The sequence below is a fragment of the Paraburkholderia sp. Cpub6 genome, assembly GCF_014201065.1.
GTDB lineage: Bacteria > Pseudomonadota > Gammaproteobacteria > Burkholderiales > Burkholderiaceae > Paraburkholderia > Paraburkholderia tuberum.
The window spans coordinates 52,530-71,813 of record NZ_JACHDM010000002.1 but is presented as its reverse complement, the minus strand read 5'-3'; the positions used below and the strand labels follow the sequence as shown (position 1 = coordinate 71,813).

The following is a 19,284-nucleotide window of genomic DNA, read 5'->3' as shown; positions in this document are numbered from 1 at the left end:
ATCCGCGGCGCGCACTGCGCGTGCCAGCGGGTTGAATCTTGCGACCAGCGGTGGCGGTCGGTGTGCCTCTCTGACTGACGTCCTGGCAGGGTTCGGTGTCGCCGCCCTTGCGTGCCGTCAGGCCGCCGCGCGCGGCGCCGGCGGCTCGACATGTTCGGCGTCGCAAAAGGCCAGCACGTCATCGAGATACTGCGCGAACTCGCTGATCGCATGGTCGCTGCCCTCGATCAGCGTGGTGCGCGCGCCCGGATAGTGCGCGAGCATTTCGCGGTAGTCGAGGACTTCGTCGCCGGTGGCTGCCATCAAATAATAGCGTTCGGGCCGCGTGATCGACGCGACGCCGAGCGCGCGCAATTCATCCAGATGATGCGGCTCGACGACGATGCTGCCGCCACCGTGCCACAACGGCTGCTCGCCGAGATACGCGCTCAGGTCGCGCTGCGGCACGACCGCCGGGTTCAGCAACACGGCCGGCCAGCCGTGTTTCTCGGCCAGATGGGTGGCGAAGTAGCCGCCGAGCGAACTGCCGATCACGGTCACCTGCCGCGCATCGCCCTTCGCGCGTGCGTCGGCGACCAGCGATTCGGCGAGCGCCACGGTTTCGAACGGCGACACCGGCAGCATCGGGCAGCACCACTCGTCGGCGCGACCCAGCTCGGCGAGACGCGCCGCGAGCAGGCGCGCCTTGAACGAATTCGGCGACGAACGGAAACCGTGCAGATACAGAATCACGACGCGCCTCGCGTCGAAAGACCGTCGAGCAGTTTCTGATGCACGCCGCCGAAGCCGCCGTTGCTCATCACCAGAATCTGGTCGCCGGGGCGCGCCGCGTGGACCACCGCCTTCACGAGCGCGTCGAGGTTGTCGAACGCCTGCGCCTTGCCGTCGAGCGGCGCGAGCGCTTCGCCGAGGTTCCAGCCGAGCGCGTCGCGCCCGCCCGGCGCGCCGTAGCCGAACACGAGATCGGCGTCGGCGAGGCTCGCCGGCAGTTGCGCTTTCATCACGCCGAGCTTCATCGTGTTCGAGCGTGGTTCCAGCACCGCAAGGATCCGCGTGTTGTCGCGGCCGACCCGCGCGCGCAGGCCGGCCACCGTCGTCTCGATCGCCGTGGGGTGATGCGCGAAGTCGTCGTACACGGTCACACCCTCGACGCTGCCACGCACTTCCATGCGGCGCTTCACGTTGCGAAAGCCTGACAGCGACTTCGCGGCCTGCGCGGGCGGCACGCCGACATGGCGCGCGGCGGCGATCGCGGCGAGCGCGTTCAGGCGGTTATGCTCGCCCTGCACCTGCCAGTCGACCACGCCGACGCGCTCGCCGTTGTGATAGACGGCGAAGCGTTCGTCGACGGGCACGCCCTGCTCCGCCGCCTGGGTCTCCCAGCCGCCCTGGACGCCGAAGCGCTCGACCTCGCTCCAGCAGCCGCGCGTCAGTACGCGCTCGAGCGCGTCCTCGCGGCCGTTCGTGACGACGCGGCCGAGGCGTGGCACCGTGCGGATCAGATGATGGAACTGCGTTTCGATCGCGGCGAGATCAGGGAAGATGTCGGCGTGATCGAATTCGAGATTGTTCAGCACCGCCGTTTTCGGGCGGTAATGGACGAACTTCGAGCGTTTGTCGAAGAACGCGGTGTCGTATTCGTCCGCTTCGATCACGAAGAAGCTCGAATCGGTGAGCCGCGCCGACACGCCGAAATTCAGCGGCACACCGCCGATCAGGAAGCCCGGGTTCAGGCCCGCATCTTCGAGCAGCCAGGTCAGCATCGAGCTCGTGGTGGTCTTGCCGTGCGTGCCGGCCACGGCCAGCACCCATTTGCCGTTCAGCACGTGCTCGCCGAGCCACTGCGGACCGGACACGTACGGCAGGCCGCGGTCCAGAATCGCTTCCATCAGCGGGTTGCCGCGCGTGACCACGTTGCCGATCACGAACAGATCCGCGTTCAGGCCGTTCAGTTGGTCCGCGTCATAACCCTCGATCAGACCGATGCCTTGCGCCTCGAGCTGCGTGCTCATCGGCGGATAGACGCCGGCGTCGCAGCCGGTCACCGTGTGGCCCGCATTGCGCGCGAGCACCGCGAGACCGCCCATGAAGGTGCCGCAGATGCCGAGGATGTGGATATGCATAAGCCTGTCGTGCCGCGGGGGCGTTTCTTGCGAGGGATGAGAGAGCCACAGGACGGTCGGAACGACCGTCTGCAAAGGACGCCTATTGTAACCGACGCGACGCGCGCTGCCCCCTGCCGGCCACGCCCGGCGCCGCCCCGTGCGGGCCGCCGAACCGCGTCGCAGGCTCGATCGAGTATCATGCAAGGATGGTCCGCAAATCACATTTCGATCCGCAGCGCCTGCGCGAGGAAATCGCAATCGCGGCGGCACGCCTGATTGCCGAAGACGGCCTGGATTACGCCAGCGCGAAGCGCAAGGCGGCCCGGCAGGTCGTCGGCGAGACTCGTGTTGCCGGCGAATGGCTGCCGGACAACGATCAGATCGAAGAAGAAATCCGCGAATATCAGTCGCTGTTCCAGAGTGACAGCCAGCCGGCGCTGCTGCGGCGCCTGCGCATAATCGCGATCGACTGGATGGAGCGGCTCGCGCCGTTCAATCCGTATCTGACGGGCGCGGTGCTCGGCGGTACGGCCGGCGAGCATTCGGATGTGCATCTGCAGGTGTTTTGCGACAACCCGAAGGAAGTCGCGATCTACATGCTCAATGCAAACATCCAGTACGACGTGTCGGAAACGCGCCACTTCGCGGGCCGCGGCTACGTAGAGACGCTGAGCTTTCTGTGGCGCCCCGCGGGCGAGCGCAACGCCGAGCCGGTCGGCATCCACGTCGCGCTGTACGAAACCGACGACCTGCGTGGCGCGGTACGCGCCGACGCGCGCGGCCGCACGGCGCGGGCCAATTTGCCGGCGGTGCAGGCGCTGCTCGACGGCGACGAAGTGCCGTCCTTCACCAATTGATCAGACAGAACGGAGCACGATGAACACGAGACGTATGCTGGCGGGCGCGGTCGTCGCGCTGATTGCCGCGGGCGGCGGCGTACTGGCCAATCACTGGCTCAATCGCGGTTCCGACGTCGCGTACGCGGCGCAGGCCGGAGCGCAGCCTGCCACCTCTGCGAGTCCCGTGCAGCAACTGTGGACCGCGCCGGTCACGAACGTCGACGGCAAACCGCAGTCGCTGAGCCTGCTCAAGGGCCATCCGATCGTCGTCAACTTCTGGGCGTCGTGGTGTGCTCCGTGCGTCGAGGAAATGCCGGCGCTGTCGCAGATCCAGCGCGAGTACGCGAAGAAAGGCATCCAGTTCGTCGGCCTCGGCGTCGACTCGGAAAAGAACATCCAGACCTTCCTGCAGAAGGTCAAGGTCGCGTACCCCGTCTACGTGACCGGCTTCGGGGGCGCCGACCTCGCGCGCGCGTTCGGCAACAATGCGGGCGGTTTGCCGTTTACCGTCGTGATCGACGCAAAAGGCAACATCCGCTCGACAAAATTGGGCCAGATCGACCCGACGGCGCTGCGCCAGACGCTCGACGCGCTGTAAATTTCCCGATTTCCCACGCTACGCTTTTTGGCATGCGATTCCGTGCAGAACGAGCAAAAATACACGGATAATTCCCGAATTTGAGTGAAGTTGGACCCAAGGCTGCGCCGCGGCCCGCGCCGGCCGTCGTCGCGTACGCGCGCGAAACTAGACAAGTTTCTCTAATCAGCGCTAAAGTGCGCGCAATTCCACGGAAAAAGAAGCGACCATGACGCGACTGCTGGTACTGCACGGACCCAACCTCAATCTTCTCGGCAGCCGGGAACCCGAGGTCTACGGTCGCGTGACCCTGCCGCAGATCGATCAGGCGCTGGCGGACCGCGCAGCCGACGCAGGCGTCGAACTCGCGTCGTTTCAGAGCAATCACGAAGGCGCACTGGTCGACCGTATTCAGGCGGCCCGCACCGAGCAAACCGATTTCATCCTGATCAATCCCGCCGCGTACACACACACGAGCGTGGCCATTCGCGACGCACTGGCGGGAGTCGGCATCCCGTTCGTCGAGATTCATCTGTCGAACGTGCATCGCCGCGAACCGTTCCGGCATCACTCGTATTTCTCCGACCAGGCTGAGGGCGTCATTTGCGGCCTCGGCTGGAAGGGGTATCTGTACGCGCTCGAATTCGCGCTCGACCGGCTCGCGGCCGGGTCGTCGCGCGGCTGAATCCAAACACGTCCAATTTGAGCCGGCTACTGCGACTTGCACACGCCGGCACACTACGCATTGAAAGGGGCACCCTGATGGATCTACGTAAACTCAAAACTCTGATCGACCTCGTCTCGGAGTCCGGTATTTCCGAACTCGAAGTGACCGAGGGCGAAGGCAAGGTCCGCATCGTCAAGAATGCGCCGCCGGTTTACGTCCAACCGTCCGCCTCATACGCACCGCAATTCGCACAACCGGCACCGTTCGGCGCTGTCGAAGCACCGGCAGCCCCCGCGGGTGCTCCGGCCACGCCGGCCGCCGCCGCACCGCAGGGTCACGTCGTCACCTCGCCGATGGTCGGCACGTTCTACCGCGCGCCGTCGCCGGGCGCCGATCCGTTCGTGCAGGTCGGTGACACGGTCAAGGAAGGCCAGACCATCTGCATCATCGAAGCGATGAAGCTGCTCAACGAGATCGAGTCGGACAAGTCCGGCGTAGTCAAGGAAATCCTCGTCGAAAACGGCCAGGCGGTCGAATACGGCCAACCGCTGTTCGTGGTCGGCTAACGCGGCACGCACTATTTGCCGCCCGCGCGCCGCTCGTCCCGAGGCGCGCGACCGATCCTCTGCGGCAGCCGGCGTCGTGACCGACCCGGCGCCCATTGATGAGTCGAAAACCCGCTATGTTTGAAAAAATCCTCATTGCCAATCGTGGCGAGATCGCGCTTCGTATCCAGCGCGCCTGCCGCGAGCTCGGCGTCAAGACGGTCGTCGTCTATTCGGAAGCCGACAAGGAAGCCAAGTACGTGAAGCTCGCCGACGAGGCGGTCTGCATCGGCCCGGCACCGTCGAATCTGAGCTATCTGAACATGCCCGCGCTGATTAGCGCGGCCGAAGTCACCGACGCCGAAGCGATCCACCCCGGCTACGGCTTCCTGTCGGAGAACGCCGACTTCGCCGAGCGCGTCGAGCAGTCCGGCTTTACCTTCATCGGCCCGCGTCCGGAAACGATCCGCATGATGGGCGACAAGGTCACGGCCAAGCAGACCATGATCAAGACCGGCGTGCCTTGCGTGCCGGGTTCGGAAGGCGCGCTGCCGGACGATCCGAAGGAGATCGTGAAGATCGCCCGCCAGATCGGTTATCCGGTCATCATCAAGGCGGCTGGCGGCGGCGGCGGCCGCGGCATGCGCGTGGTCCACACGGAAGCGGCGCTCGTCAACGCGGTCATCATGACCCGCGAGGAAGCCGGCCGCGCGTTCGGCAACCCGCAGGTCTACATGGAGAAATTCCTCGAGAACCCGCGGCACATCGAAATCCAGGTGCTGGCCGACTCGTTCAAGAACGCCGTGTGGCTCGGCGAGCGCGACTGCTCGATGCAACGCCGTCACCAGAAGGTGATCGAGGAAGCGCCGGCGCCGGGCATCGCGCGTCGCCTGATCGACCGTATCGGCGATCGTTGCGCGGACGCGTGCAAGAAGATGGGCTATCTCGGCGCGGGCACCTTCGAGTTCCTGTATGAAAACGGCGAGTTCTACTTCATCGAGATGAACACGCGCGTACAGGTCGAGCATCCGGTGACCGAACTGATCACCGGTGTCGACATCGTGCAGGAACAGATCCGCATCGCGGCCGGCGAGAAGCTCACGTTCCGTCAGCGCGACATCCAGTTCCGCGGCCATGCGATCGAATGCCGGATCAACGCCGAAGATCCGTTCAAGTTCACGCCGTCACCGGGACGCCTGACCTCGTGGCATATGCCGGGCGGTCCCGGCATCCGCGTCGATTCGCACGCCTACAATGGTTATTTCGTGCCGCCGAACTACGATTCGATGATCGGCAAGCTGATCGCTTACGGCGCCACGCGCGAACAGGCGATCATGCGGATGCGCATCGCGCTGTCGGAAATGGTGGTCGAAGGTATTCAGACCAACATCCCGCTGCACCGTGAGCTGATGCTCGACGCGAAGTTCGTCGAAGGCGGCACCAGCATCCACTACCTCGAAAACCGGCTGGCCGCGCGTCAGCAGGTCGCGGAAGAAGCGTAAGTCATGAGCTATCGGGAACTGGTTGCCGAACTGGCGCGCGAGCACGCGGAGGAGTTGTCCGACGCGCTGCTCGAGCTGGGCGCGTTGTCGGTGTCGGTCGAAGACGCCGACGCCGACACGCCCGACGAGCAGCCGTTGTTCGGCGAGCCCGGCCTCACGCCGGATCGCACGGCATGGCAGCATTCGCGCGTGATCGCGCTGCTCGCGCCGGAACACGATCCGGCCGTGCTGCTGACCGCCGCAGCCAACGAGATCGGACTCGATGCCGCGCCGGCATACACCGTGCGCGAGGTCGAGGAGCAGGACTGGGTGCGGCTCACGCAGTCGCAGTTCGATCCAATCCAGATCGGCGAGCGCATCTGGGTCGTGCCGTCGTGGCACGATGCGCCGGACCCCGACGCGCTCGTGCTCGAACTCGATCCGGGTCTCGCGTTCGGCACCGGCAGCCACCCCACCACGCGTCTGTGCATGGAGTGGATCGAGCAGTCGATCAAGCCCGGCCAGTCCGTGCTCGACTACGGCTGCGGCTCGGGCATCCTCGCGATTCTCGCGAAGAAGTGCGGCGCCGATCCGGTGATCGGCATCGATATCGATCCGCAGGCGGTCGAATCGGCGCGTCACAATAGCGAACGCAATCACGCCGAAGTCACCTATGGCCTGCCCGACGCCTGTCCGGCCGGCGAATTCGACGTCGTGGTCGCGAACATTCTCTCCAATCCGCTCAAGCTGATGGCGTCGATGCTGTCGTCGAAGGTGAAGCCGGGCGGCCACATCGCGCTGTCGGGCATTCTCGCCCGCCAGGCCGAGGAGGTCGCGCAGGTCTACGCGCGCTGGATCGATATCAGCGTGTGGCGCGAACATGAAGGTTGGGTGTGCCTCGCCGGAACGCGCCGCGAAAGCAATTAGAATAAGGCGTATTGTCAACCTAACGGCCTCAGGCTCAACGGCTCGATATGCACCTGGCGACGCGTTGCCCCTTCTGCGAAACTGTCTTCCTTCTGCAACCGGCGCAGCTTGCGCAGCGCCGCGGCCTCGTGCGGTGCGGGCATTGCCAGGAAGTCTTCGACGCGTCGAGCAGTCTGTTCGACGTCTCCGAAGGCGGCGATTTTTCCACGGCCAAACCGGTTGCCGCCGCGGCGGCAATCGAAGCGCTGTCGGGTGTGCGGCAACCCAACCCGGACTTCAGCGGCGTCGCGTGGGACCCGTGGGCGCCGGCTTCGGAACAGGACTCCACCAGCATTTCCCGCAGCACGCTCGATGCCCGTTTGCGCGACCACGCGAGCAGCGTGCCGCTCGCGCCGCTGCCGCCTGGCGGCAACGAGCACGCACCCGTCACATCGGGCACTCCTCGCCAGGCGACCGAACCGGAATTGCGCGCCGGCGCTTTCACGGCACCGCTACCCGCGGACGATGAGCCGACGCTGGCCGACGCGCCGCTCGAACCCTTCGCCTATCCCGCCGACAACGCGGTCGATGAACCGCCTGTCGTCCCGCCCACCGCGCCTGCTTCCCCACCGCGAGTCGAAGACGAAGCGCCGCGCGTCTGGCACAAGATCGAACGCCCGGAGCCGTCCACGCTCGATGAACCGGCGCTGCGCGAACCAGCAAGTCTGCATGGCATGCCCGACAACGAGCCGCACTTCGGCCCGGTCGGTGGGGGCGTGGGCGGCTTCGGCGCCGCCGCAGGCATGGGTGCCGCAGGTGCTTCGGGCGCCGGCGGTCCCGGCGGCCCGCGCCCGCCGGGCGGTCCGTCGCTCGCCCCATCGAGCGGCGAGCCATTCTCGGTCAATCCTCCCGTCAGCGATGGCGACGATCCGTTCCCGGTCGTGCGCGAAACCCGCCCGGTGGACGCCAGACGCGTCGGCTGGATCGTCGCCGGTGTGGTGCTCGCCGCGCTGCTCGTCATTGCGCTGCTCGCGCAACTCGCGTGGTGGCAACGCGAGACCGTGATGGTCAACCTGCCGCGCTCGCAGATCCTGTACGCGCAGGCCTGCGCGCATCTCGGCTGTCAGCTGACGCCGCCGCACGATATCGAAGGCCTGCTGGTCGAGCCCTCCGATCTGCGGCAGATCGACGGCCCGCACAAGCTCGAGTTGAAGATGCCGCTGCACAACCGCCTGAACATCGCGCTCGCCTACCCCGCGATCGAACTCACGCTGCTCGACGATCAGAACAACGTCGCCGTGCGGCGCGTGCTGTGGCCGCAGGATTACGTGCCGCCCGGCACCGTGATCGCGTCCGGCCTGCCCGCGCACGCGACGCAGACGATGATCGTGCACCTCGACACCGGCAGCGCGATTGCCTCCAATTTTCGCGTACAGATTTTTTATCCGTAACGCACCCTCGCGCGCCCGCTCCCGAGCGGGCGCATCATTGTCATCACTGACGCCCTTTTCGGAGCACAACACATGAGTCAAGTCACGCTGGGTGGCAACCCGATCGAAGTAAGCGGCACGTTCCCGTCGGTCGGCCAGCAGGCCGCCGCATTCTCGCTGATCGGCCGAGACCTGAAGCCGCTGACGCTCGCCGACTTCGCCGGCAAGCGCAAGGTGCTCAACATCGTCCCGAGTCTCGACACGCCGACCTGCGCGACGTCGACGCGCAAGTTCAACGAAGCCGCCGCGAAGCTCAGCAACACGGCCGTCATCGTCGTGTCGGGCGACCTGCCGTTCGCGGCGTCGCGCTTCTGCACGACCGAGGGCATCGAGAACGTGGTGACCGCGTCGACGTTCCGCGGCCATGAGTTCGCGCAAGCGTACGGCGTCGACGTGACGAGCGGTCCGCTGACCGGCCTGACCGCGCGCGCGGTCGTCGTGCTCGACGAAAACGACAAGGTCGTGCACGCCGAGCTGGTCGGCGAGATCAAGAACGAGCCGAACTACGACGCAGCGCTCGCCGCGCTGAAGTAAGCCCTCTCGCGCGCGAACCACGGCGCCGCGCCTCGCGCGCGGCGCTGTCGGCGCGGCGCGTCTCTTCCCACCGCTTTCATACAGGAACGCTCGCCTTGGCTACGCTCATCTGCGGCTCGCTCGCGTACGACAACATCATGACCTTCGAAGGCCGCTTTCGGGAGCACATCCTGCCGGAGCAGGTCCACATCCTGAACGTAAGCTTTCTCGTGCCGACCATGCGTCGCGAGTTCGGCGGCTGCGCGGGCAACATCGCCTATGCGCTGAATCTGCTCGGCGGCGACGCACGCATCATGGGCGCGATCGGCGCCGTCGACGCACAGCTCTATCTGGACCGGCTCGCGCAGCTCGGCCTGTCGACGGAAAACGTGCTCGTCGTGCCCGACACCTACTCGGCGCAGGCGATGATCACGACCGACCTCGAGAACAACCAGATCACCGCTTTCCATCCGGGCGCGATGATGCAGTCGCATCAGAACCGCGCCGACGAAGTGGCGGGCCTGACGCTCGGCATCGTCGCGCCGGACGGCTATGACGGCATGGTCCAGCACTCCGAACAGCTTGCCGCCGCAGGCGTGCCGTTCATCTTCGATCCGGGCCAGGGCTTGCCGCTGTTCGACGGCGAGACGCTGCGGCGCATCATTGAACTTGCTACTTATGTAGCGGTCAACGATTACGAAGCCGCGCTGGTGAGCAACAAGACCGGCTGGTCGATCGAACAGATCGCCGGCAAGGTCGACGCGCTGATCATCACGCTCGGCGAGAAGGGTGCGCAGATCCATCACGGCGGCGGTATCGAAGAGATTCCGGCGGTAACGGCCAGGCAGGTGCTCGATCCCACCGGCTGCGGCGACGCGTTTCGCGGTGGCTTGCTCTACGGTATCGAGAAGGGTCTCGGATGGGCCACGACCGGCCGTCTCGCCAGCCTGATGGGCGCACTGAAGATCGAGCATCAAGGCCCGCAAAACTACGCGCCCAGCCGGGCGGAAATCAACGAGCGGTTCAAGCAGGCCTTCGGATACGACCTGCACTGATATCGCGTGCTATGGGAGTTTGGGAATGAGAACATCGAGTCGCCTGATCGTCGTCACCTTGATCGCCGGTTCGCTGGCCATGTCGGGGTGTGCGGTCAACAGCAGCTCTCCCGACGTTTTCACCGCCTCGCAGGCGCAGCGTGAACAGACGGTTCGCATGGCCACGGTGGAGAGCGTGCGCGCGGTGCGGATCAGCACGAACGACGGTCAGCCGATCGGCATCGGCGCACTCGGTGGCGCGGCGCTCGGCGCGCTCGCCGGCAGCACGATCGGCGGCGGACGTGGCTCGGTCGCGACCGGTATCGTCGGCGGCATCGGCGGTGCGGTCGCCGGCAATGCAATCGAAAACCGCGTCGCCATGCGCGACGGTATCGAAATCACCGTGCGCCTCGACAACGGCGACATGCGCGCCGTCACCCAAACTGCTACCGGCGAAATCTTCCGCGCCGGCGATCGCGTGAGGCTGCTGTCGAGCGGCGGCGTCACGCGCATCACACACTAAAGTTCACCTCCCGCGCGGCGGCGCGTAGTTCAGCGCCGCGACGACGACTTCACACGCATGGGTCCTCACGGGTCCATGCGTGTTTTTTCATTTCGGGACGACGGTCAAAAAAAACCCGCCACCGGCACACCGGTAACGGGTCATTGACCGGGTGGCGCTCGCAAGAAATCGAGCACGACCCGGTCATCCGACACATCGTACGATGTGTCGACTTACTGCTACTGCTTACGGACGGCTGCCCGTCGGGAACGGCCATGCCGCTGCCGGGTTCAGCGCGGTCTTCACCGTCGCCGCCGGTGCGCTCGAGACAGCAGGCGCAGCGGGAGCAGGCGCGGCCTTCTTGGCGACAGCCTTCTTCGCAGGGGCAGCCTTCTTCGCAGGCGCAGCGGCCTTCTTCGCGGCAGCCTTCTTGGCAGGTGCAGCTTTCTTGGCTGCAGCCTTTTTGGCAGGCGCCGCCTTCTTGGCAGCGGCCTTCTTCGCCGCGACCTTCTTCGCCGGTGCTGCCTTCTTCGCTGCGGCCTTCTTCGCCGGTGCTGCCTTCTTCGCTGCGACCTTCTTCGCTGCGACCTTCTTCACCGCGGCTTTCTTCGCCGGTGCTGCCTTCTTCGCCGCGACCTTCTTGGCTGCAACCTTCTTCGCCGCGACCTTCTTCACTGCGGCTTTCTTCGCCGGTGCTGCCTTCTTCGCCGCGACCTTCTTCGCTGCAACCTTCTTCGCTGCAACCTTCTTCGCGGCGACCTTCTTCACTGCGACCTTCTTCGCGGCGACCTTCTTGGCCGGAGCAGCCTTCTTAGCCGGAGCAGCCTTCTTTGCTGCGGTCTTCTTTGCTGCGGGCTTCTTGGCCGCGGCCTTCTTTGCAGTTGCCATCATTTTCTCCTTCAGGTTTTCAGATGAGGTCAGTTCAAACTACACCCTTCGTCAAAACCCGCTTCCCGCGGACGCTTCTCAGGGCGCGCGCTACGAAGCGGGCTATTCATCGGCGTACGCAGGTGCGGCGCGCTTACGCTAATGAATGCGGTAAGGCGCGCCGTGCCCGAAGGCACCGCGCGCCAAATCTGGTCGGCGTCGCAAGGCGACGCCGGCAATTGCTTGATCGGGCCGCCGGCAACGACGCCAGCGGCTTTTTCCGGGGGGAAGTTTGCCCATCCCACTGAAGGGTCCGCAAAGTGCCTGTCATGTTTGTGGGCCGTCAAGGCACCGGGCACGCTTTGCATCAGGCCGTTCTGCTCCTAACCCGGGGCGCCGCGGCCACAGGCGGCGGCATCCCCATCAATGAATACATCCGCGATACGAATCCCGGCTTACTCCCAGGAAAGCGCACCGCCAGTCTGATATTCGATCACTCGCGTCTCGAAGAAATTGCGTTCCTTCTTCAGGTCGATCATCTCGCTCATCCACGGGAACGGGTTTTCCTCGTTCGGGTACAGCGGATCGAGACCGATCTGCTGGCAACGGCGGTTGCAGATGAAGCGCAGATAGCTCTTGAACATCGACGCGTTGAGGCCGAGCACGCCGCGCGGCATCGTATCTTCGGCGTAGCGGTATTCGAGCTCGACCGCCTGCTGGAAGATCGCGCGAATCTCGGCGCGGAATTCGGCCGTCCACAGGTGCGGGTTTTCGAGTTTGATCTGGTTGATCAGGTCGATGCCGAAGTTGCAGTGCATCGACTCGTCACGCAGGATGTACTGGTACTGCTCCGCCGCGCCGGTCATCTTGTTCTGGCGGCCGAGCGCCAGGATTTGCGTAAAGCCGACGTAGAAGAACAGGCCTTCCATCACACAGGCGAACACGATCAGCGAGCGCAGCAGCGTCTGGTCTGCTTCGAGCGTACCGGTCTTGAAGGCCGGGTCGGTCAGCACGTGGATGTACGGAATCAGGAATTCGTCTTTCGCGCGGATCGACGGGACCTCGTGATACGCGTTGAAGATTTCGCCCTCGTCCAGACCGAGCGACTCGACGATGTACTGGTAAGCGTGCGTGTGGATCGCCTCTTCGAACGCCTGGCGCAGCAGGAACTGGCGGCATTCGGGCGCCGTGATGTGGCGGTAGGTGCCCAGCACGATGTTGTTGGCGGCGAGGGAATCTGCCGTCACGAAGAAACCCAGGTTGCGCTTGACGACGCGGCGCTCGTCTTCGGTCAGCCCGTTCGGGTCTTTCCACAAGGCGATGTCGCGCGACATGTTCACTTCCTGCGGCATCCAGTGGTTGGCGCAACCCGCCAGATACTTTTCCCAAGCCCACTTGTACTTGAACGGCACCAACTGATTGACGTCAGTCTGGCCGTTGATGATGCGCTTGTCGGCGACATTGACGCGCGCTTCGGAAGCGGCCGCCGCGTTGGCAACCGCGTTGCCAATATGAGCGACGGGAGCGACAGCGACGTCGTTCGCGAAGACTTCTTGAGCGGAGGGAGCATGCGGCGCGGAACGCGTTCCGATTTGCGAATCCACAGCCGACCCCGCAGCGTTGCGCAACACGTTCGGTTGCGTCGCGCTCGAGGGAGTTACGGCAGTGATCTCGTCATCCCAGTTGAGCATAAATGTCACCATCAATTTAGAACGGTTTGTACCATCTTTTCACGAGCGATAAAAGAGTTCACTCGCGAAAATTCCTGTTTTCGATTCGCGTTGCTACGTTCATACAACACTTTGTTCGACATGCTGCGTGTGACCCATCCAGTGACGCATCGAGTGACGCGTGATGAACGCGAGTTGAACATGTGTTGCCGAGGTCCTTCGCGAACTCGAAGAGCAACGTTTCGACACGACGTTTCGTTGCTCTATCTATATGTATTGCGCAGTGCGTTCACGGCATCCGCCGACTGATCGATGGACTGATCGACTGATCGATGCCGCACGAGCCGCGCATCGCGAGAGTCGGCGGTGAGCCGTGTCGAGCGTGATGCGTCAGCGTTGGCGGTCGAGGTGCGATGCCATGTCGTGCGATCGTCTGGTGTTGCCAACGGCTGGGTTGCTTTACTGCATCGACGAGCGGTGAGACTTCGATACTGCTCACCGCTCGTCGACCTGCTTTCTACTTCATCGACGGGGCGCGTCGCTCACCGCCTGCGGATCACCACCTACGACCCTCGCGTGCAGTTAGCAAGCATCGCTCCCGCTGCTTGCCAATCTTTACTGGCAAGCCTCGCACTCGTCGAAGCCAGGATCGCCCGGACGCATCATGCAGACCGGACCATCCGCTTCGGGTGCCGCGTCGACCGCGACCGCGGCAGTCGCTGCGACCGCTGCAGCAGCCTGCAAGCCGCCGCCCACACCACCCGCCGCGCCACCGCCCACGCCGAAGCCGCCTGCCGCGCCGCCTGCGCCACCCGAGCCGTCATGACCCGAGCTCACCGCGTTCAGCGCGCCGTGCGCGACCGTCGACTTCTCGACGTGCGTCGCCGCCATCGTGCGCAGGTAGTAGGTGGTCTTCAGACCGCGCAGCCATGCGAGCTTGTAGATCTCGTCGAGCTTCTTGCCCGATGCGCCCGCCATGTAGATGTTCAGCGACTGCGCCTGGTCGATCCACTTCTGACGACGCGAAGCCGACTCGACGAGCCACACCGGATCGACTTCGAACGCGGTCGCGTAGATCGCGCGCAGGTCGGCCGGGATGCGGTCGATGCGCGACAGCGTGCCGTCGAAGTACTTCAGGTCGGCGACCATCACTTCGTCCCACAGGCCGCGCGCCTTCAGGTCGCGCACCAGGTAGTCGTTGACCACCGTGAACTCGCCCGACAGGTTCGACTTCACGTACAGGTTCTGATAGGTCGGCTCGATGCACGCCGACACGCCGATGATGTTCGAGATCGTCGCGGTCGGCGCGATCGCCACGCAGTTCGAGTTGCGCATGCCGTAGGTCGAGATACGCGAGCGCAGCGCGGGCCAGTCCATCGACTCGCTCGAATCGACCTCGACATAACCGCCGCGCGCTTCGGCGAGCAGCGCCACCGAATCCTGCGGGAGGATGCCGCGATCCCACAGCGAACCGCGGTAGCTCGAGTAGCGGCCGCGCTCTTCGGCAAGCTCGGTCGACGCGTAGTACGCGTAGTAGCAAACCGCTTCCATCGAGCGATCGGCGAACTCGACCGCTTCCTGCGACGCGTACGGCGTGCGCAGCACGTGCAGGCAGTCCTGGAAGCCCATGATGCCGAGGCCGACCGGACGGTGCTTCAGGTTCGAGTTACGCGCCTTGGCAACCGCGTAGTAGTTGATGTCGATCACGTTGTCGAGCATGCGCATCGCGACGCTAATCGTGCGCTTCAGCTTGTCGTGGTCGAGCGCGAGCGTGCCGTCGGCCTGCTCCTTCAGGTGCGCGACGAGGTTCACCGAGCCGAGGTTACAGACGGCGATTTCGGCGTCGCTCGTGTTCAGCGTGATTTCCGTGCACAGGTTCGACGAGTGGACGACGCCGACGTGCTGCTGCGGCGAGCGCACGTTGCACGGATCCTTGAACGTGATCCACGGATGGCCGGTTTCGAACAGCATGCCCAGCATCTTGCGCCACAGCTGCGCCGCCGGGATCTTCTTGAACAGCTTGATCTCGCCGCGCGCGACCTTGTCTTCGTAAGCCGTGTAAGCCGTTTCGAACTCGGCGCCGAACTTGTCGTGCAGGTCCGGGCAGGTGGACGGCGAGAACAGCGTCCAGTCGCCGCCTTCCATCACGCGCTTCATGAACAGGTCGGGAATCCAGTTCGCGGTGTTCATGTCGTGCGTGCGACGACGGTCGTCGCCGGTGTTCTTGCGCAGCTCGAGGAATTCCTCGATGTCGAGGTGCCACGATTCGAGGTACGCGCACACCGCGCCCTTGCGCTTGCCGCCCTGGTTCACGGCGACCGCCGTGTCGTTGACGACCTTCAGGAACGGCACCACGCCCTGCGACTTGCCGTTGGTGCCCTTGATGTGCGAGCCGAGCGCGCGCACACGCGTCCAGTCGTTGCCGAGGCCGCCGGCGAACTTCGACAGCAGCGCGTTTTCCTTCAGCGCTTCGTAGATGCCGTCGAGGTCGTCGTCGACCGTGGTCAGGTAGCAAGACGACAGCTGCGAGCGGCGCGTGCCGGAGTTGAACAGCGTCGGCGTCGAACTCATGAAGTCGAAGCTCGACAGCACGTTGTAGAACTCGATCGCGCGCGCTTCGCGGTCGATCTCGTTCAGCGACAGACCCATCGCGACACGCATAAAGAATGCCTGGGGCATTTCGATACGCACGTTGTCGTGATGCAGGAAGTAGCGGTCGTACAGCGTCTGCAGACCGAGGTAGCCGAACTGCAGGTCGCGGTTCGCGTCGAGCGCGGCCCCGAGGCGCTTCAGGTCGAACTGCAGCAGCTTGTCGTCGAGCAGCTCGGCTTGCACGCCGCGCTTGATGAACTGCGGGAAGTACTCGGCGTAGCGCTCGCCCATCTCGGCTTGCGTGACTTCCTCTTCGAGAATCTCGCGGCGGATCGTATGCAGCAGGATGCGCGCGGTGACCTGGCTGTAGGCCGGGTCCTTTTCGATCATCGTACGGGCAGCGAGGATCGCCGAGTCGTACACCTGGCTCATCGGCACGCCGTCGTACAGGTTCTTCACCGTTTCCGCGACGATCGGCTCGGCGCTTACGGCGTCGCCGAGGTTCGCGCACGCGGACTCGATGATGCCGCGCAGCGCAGCCATGTCCAGCGGACGCGTGATGCCGTTGTCGGTCACGTTCAGGCCCGGGGTGCTGGCCCCTTCCGCTGCCTGACCTTCATGAGCGTCATGCGCGCGCGCCTGGTTGCGCTTCTCGCGATACAGCACGTAAGCACGCGCGACGTTGTGTTCGCCGCCGCGCATCAGCGCGAGTTCGACCTGATCCTGAATGTCTTCGATATGGAACGTGCCGCCATTCGGACGGCTGCGCACCAGCGCGCGCACCACGTTCAGCGTGAGTTGCTCGACCAGTTCGCGCACCCGTGCCGACGCCGCGCCCTGACCACCGTTGACGGCGAGGAACGCCTTCGTCACGGCGATCGCGATTTTCGACGGCTCGAACGACACCACGCTGCCGTTGCGGCGGATCACCTTGTAGTCGGCGTAATTCGCTTGCGGCGCGAGCGCCTGCGCGCCTTGGGTCTGGCCGAAGGCCTGGCCAGTCGGTGAGCCCTCGTAACGGGTCGTCACGTTGTCGGTGGTTTGCATGTGCAAAGCTCCTGGTCTTGGAAATATTGCGGCGAGTGCCGCGGATTAAATCAAACGCCGCGCCGCCGCGTGCGCGTGCGATGAGGTGCAGGAAGGCCGGCTACGCCGGTTGGTGGAATGCAACTGCGAGGAAGCCTGGTTCGATTTGATGACGGTCTTCATCGGGTCGGTCGCGATCACTGGCTGGTCCTTTCCTGAATGCTTCTGGATGCGGCCGGAGATCCCCTACCGGCTGCGCCCCAGGAATTTTTTTCGCTGTCTGGAATGCTTGCGGTGCCATGCTCGGGGAGCGGGACGCCGCAGACTTATCCACTCTTATTCACTCGGTTATGCACATGGTTATTCACAGCACAACACAAGATATAGTGCGAAACTCAGTTGTCGGCACCAAGTATAGTGGAGTTTCGAGACAGGTCAAAAGGTTTTATTTGCGCTCGCAGTCTTGACTTTTGCTTCACGCGGCGCGCACAAGCTCCCCGGAGAAGCAGGCTGCGCCTCGTTCTCCGTGGATCACGCAAGATCGTGCGAAGGGGGTTACCGCGTTTCGGAAAACTTGAGATAGGGGAAATACCGACCGTCGAGCAAGGTGTCGCGCTGCAGTCGCGGCCACTCGAAATACGGACCGGGATCGGTCTTGCGACCGGGTGCGATGTCGGAGTGGCCGGCAAGCGCGTCGATCGGATAGCGTGCCTTCAGTGCTCTGACGAGCGCGGCGAGCGTGCGGTATTGCGCCGCTTCGAAGGCGGTGGTGTCGCTGCCTTCGAGCTCGATGCCGATCGAGAAATCATTGCAGCGCTCGCGGCCGAAAAAATTCGACGGCCCCGCGTGCCACGCGCGCTCGTTGCACGACACGAACTGCTCGAGTGCGCCATCGCGATGAATCACGAAATGCGCGGACACGCGCACGCCGCGCAGATGCGTGTCGTAGTACGGGTGAGTGTTGCAGTCGAGCGCGTTCTGGAACAGCTCGGCAATCGCGGTGCCGCCGAACTGGTTCGGCGGCAGGCTGATGTTGTGAACGACGATCAGCGTCGGCAGCGCGCCTTGCGGCCGCGCTTCGAAGTTTGGCGAGGCAAGCTTGCGTGCGGCAGGAACCCAACCGTCGGCATCGACGCTGTACGCGCCGCTCATCGGGCGTCGCGCCCGCTCGGACGCGCGCCGTGGCGCTGCGCGTGCGCGGCGCAGCAGAACGCCTGCCCCGCGACGCTGACCGAGTCGCTCTTCGGTGCGTGCACGCCACACTCGACGCAGCGGATCATCGGCTCGGCAAGCTGCGGCTGTTGCCCATTCGAAGAACGCGCGCCGCCATTCGCGGTGCCGGCAGCGTTGGCGCCGCCGGCACCGGTGCGTTGCGCGGATTGCGCGTCGTGGCGGCGCAGCGCCTTCACGAGCCATTGACCGACGATGAACAGCAGAATCAGCAAAAAGATTTGTCGCATGGGGACACTCACACCACGGGCCGGTGCAACAGCACCTCGAAAACAAAACGGCTGCCGACGTACGCGAGCAACAGCGCGACGAACGAGGCCAGCACCCAGCGCAATGCCGCACGGCCGCGCCAGCCGGACACCTTGCGCGCGGTCAGCAGCGCGCCGAACATCACCCACGAAAGAATCGCGAACACGGTCTTGTGATCGAGCCGCAACGCGCGGTCGATCAGCTGCTCGCTGAACAGGATGCCCGACAGCAGCGTCAGCGTGAGCAGCACGAAGCCGGCGCCGATCAGACGGAACAGCAGCTTCTCGAGCGTGAGCAGCGGCGGCAGCGCGTCGAGCCAACTCGACCACCAGCCATTGTCCGCCGCCGCGTGCCTTTGCGCGAGACCACCGCGCATCGAATGCAGACGCCGCTCGACCGCCAGCATCAGCACCGCGTGCAGCGCCGCGATCGCGAACAGACCGTACGCGATATTCGCAATCAGGAAGTGCAGCTTGAACATCGGCGCGGCCGCATACGGCAGCACGCGCACGCCGCCGAACGCGAGCGGCAGCAGCGACGCGACGCACGCGAGTGGCAACACCAGCAGGCGCAGTCCGTCGAGCGGGAAAAAGAAACTCTCGATCCAGTAGATGCCGGCGCCGAGCCAGAACATCGCCGACAGCGCGAACGCGAAGCCGAACACCATCGCGTTCTGCGGGAAGATCGTGCTATGCAGCAGCACGCCGTGAGCGAGCAGCGCGACGAACAGCAGCGCGCGCCCGGGCGCGCTCATGCCGGAGGCCACCAGAGCGCCCGCGTTGGCGGCATGACCGGGCAGCGGCGGCACGCTCTCGAGCAGCGGCCGCACGGCCGCGTGCCGGTGAGAGCGCCAGCCGGCCACGGCAAGACCGCCATAGAGAAGCGCGGTGAGGGCATACAGTACAATATCCATATTCGAAGTTTACACTAGGGTCCTACTCCGCGACGTCTTGCGCTTCGCGCGCTGCGCGGGCCCCACCGTTCATCGCTC

Annotated in this window: 19 protein-coding genes; 10 read left to right on the top strand and 9 right to left on the bottom strand. The window is 64.7% G+C overall.

The annotated features are described in order from the left end of the window. Positions 1-117: 117 nt before the first annotated feature. Positions 118-732: a YqiA/YcfP family alpha/beta fold hydrolase gene (locus HDG33_RS05080; protein ID WP_184022894.1), complete on the bottom strand. Its 615-nt coding sequence runs from the start codon at positions 730-732 to the stop codon at positions 118-120. After that, positions 729-2,123, bottom strand: a complete 1,395-nt coding sequence (gene mpl, locus HDG33_RS05075; RefSeq protein ID WP_184022893.1) for a UDP-N-acetylmuramate:L-alanyl-gamma-D-glutamyl-meso-diaminopimelate ligase — start codon at positions 2,121-2,123, stop codon at positions 729-731. Before mpl ends, HDG33_RS05080 begins: the two co-directional genes overlap by 4 nt. A 188-nt stretch (positions 2,124-2,311) precedes the next feature. On the opposite strand from mpl, the gene HDG33_RS05070 reads away from it, so the two are divergent. From HDG33_RS05070 to HDG33_RS05025, 10 genes are all read left to right on the top strand, one after another. Then, positions 2,312-2,962, top strand: coding sequence for a UDP-N-acetylmuramate--alanine ligase (locus HDG33_RS05070; protein ID WP_184022892.1), 651 nt, complete (start codon positions 2,312-2,314; stop codon positions 2,960-2,962). Between the two features lie 19 nt (positions 2,963-2,981). Beyond that, entirely contained in the window at positions 2,982-3,542 is a 561-nt protein-coding gene (locus tag HDG33_RS05065) for a TlpA disulfide reductase family protein (protein ID WP_184022891.1), read from the top strand. A gap of 208 nt (positions 3,543-3,750) precedes the next feature. Further along, on the top strand, positions 3,751-4,206 hold the full coding sequence (gene aroQ, locus HDG33_RS05060; protein ID WP_090801901.1) for a type II 3-dehydroquinate dehydratase: 456 nt from the start codon (positions 3,751-3,753) through the stop codon (positions 4,204-4,206). A gap of 77 nt (positions 4,207-4,283) precedes the next feature. Continuing rightward, a complete protein-coding gene (gene accB / locus HDG33_RS05055; RefSeq protein WP_184022890.1) occupies positions 4,284-4,754 on the top strand; it encodes an acetyl-CoA carboxylase biotin carboxyl carrier protein in 471 nt (156 codons plus the stop codon). Positions 4,755-4,870: 116 nt separating this feature from the next. Beyond that, positions 4,871-6,235: an acetyl-CoA carboxylase biotin carboxylase subunit gene (accC, locus tag HDG33_RS05050; protein WP_184006568.1), complete on the top strand. Its 1,365-nt coding sequence runs from the start codon at positions 4,871-4,873 to the stop codon at positions 6,233-6,235. Positions 6,236-6,238: 3 nt separating this feature from the next. After that, the gene (gene prmA, locus HDG33_RS05045; protein ID WP_090801906.1) at positions 6,239-7,141 is read left to right on the top strand and encodes a 50S ribosomal protein L11 methyltransferase; all 903 of its coding nucleotides are present in this window, start codon (positions 6,239-6,241) and stop codon (positions 7,139-7,141) included. A gap of 47 nt (positions 7,142-7,188) precedes the next feature. After that, positions 7,189-8,571, top strand: coding sequence for a zinc-ribbon and DUF3426 domain-containing protein (locus HDG33_RS05040; RefSeq protein ID WP_184022889.1), 1,383 nt, complete (start codon positions 7,189-7,191; stop codon positions 8,569-8,571). Between the two features lie 72 nt (positions 8,572-8,643). After that, positions 8,644-9,144: a thiol peroxidase gene (tpx, locus tag HDG33_RS05035; RefSeq protein WP_090801909.1), complete on the top strand. Its 501-nt coding sequence runs from the start codon at positions 8,644-8,646 to the stop codon at positions 9,142-9,144. Between the two features lie 95 nt (positions 9,145-9,239). After that, positions 9,240-10,178, top strand: coding sequence for a carbohydrate kinase family protein (locus HDG33_RS05030; protein ID WP_090801910.1), 939 nt, complete (start codon positions 9,240-9,242; stop codon positions 10,176-10,178). 25 nt (positions 10,179-10,203) lie between these two features. Next, a complete protein-coding gene (locus tag HDG33_RS05025) occupies positions 10,204-10,680 on the top strand; it encodes a glycine zipper 2TM domain-containing protein (RefSeq protein WP_184022888.1) in 477 nt (158 codons plus the stop codon). Between the two features lie 225 nt (positions 10,681-10,905). Here HDG33_RS05025 and HDG33_RS05020 read toward each other — a convergent pair whose 3' ends face one another. The 7 genes from HDG33_RS05020 to HDG33_RS04990 all read right to left on the bottom strand — a co-directional run bounded on the left by HDG33_RS05020 (position 10,906) and on the right by HDG33_RS04990 (position 19,206). Continuing rightward, complete coding sequence (locus tag HDG33_RS05020; RefSeq protein WP_184022887.1) at positions 10,906-11,547, bottom strand: histone H1-like DNA-binding protein; 642 nt, start codon at positions 11,545-11,547, stop codon at positions 10,906-10,908. Between the two features lie 29 nt (positions 11,548-11,576). Further along, positions 11,577-11,894: a hypothetical protein gene (locus tag HDG33_RS05015; RefSeq protein ID WP_084754174.1), complete on the bottom strand. Its 318-nt coding sequence runs from the start codon at positions 11,892-11,894 to the stop codon at positions 11,577-11,579. Positions 11,895-11,981: 87 nt separating this feature from the next. Continuing rightward, positions 11,982-13,217, bottom strand: a complete 1,236-nt coding sequence (locus tag HDG33_RS05010) for a ribonucleotide-diphosphate reductase subunit beta (protein WP_090805471.1) — start codon at positions 13,215-13,217, stop codon at positions 11,982-11,984. Positions 13,218-13,811: 594 nt separating this feature from the next. Then, the gene (locus HDG33_RS05005; protein WP_184022886.1) at positions 13,812-16,835 is read right to left on the bottom strand and encodes a ribonucleoside-diphosphate reductase subunit alpha; all 3,024 of its coding nucleotides are present in this window, start codon (positions 16,833-16,835) and stop codon (positions 13,812-13,814) included. A gap of 534 nt (positions 16,836-17,369) precedes the next feature. Further along, positions 17,370-17,966 (bottom strand): 1,6-anhydro-N-acetylmuramyl-L-alanine amidase AmpD, encoded by a 597-nt coding sequence (gene ampD, locus HDG33_RS05000; protein ID WP_184022885.1) that lies wholly within the window; start codon positions 17,964-17,966, stop codon positions 17,370-17,372. After that, positions 17,963-18,274, bottom strand: a complete 312-nt coding sequence (locus HDG33_RS04995) for a PP0621 family protein (protein ID WP_090801917.1) — start codon at positions 18,272-18,274, stop codon at positions 17,963-17,965. The genes ampD and HDG33_RS04995 overlap by 4 nt, the downstream gene beginning before the upstream one ends. Positions 18,275-18,282: 8 nt before the next feature. After that, positions 18,283-19,206: an inner membrane protein YpjD gene (locus HDG33_RS04990; RefSeq protein ID WP_090801919.1), complete on the bottom strand. Its 924-nt coding sequence runs from the start codon at positions 19,204-19,206 to the stop codon at positions 18,283-18,285. Positions 19,207-19,284: the final 78 nt, after the last annotated feature.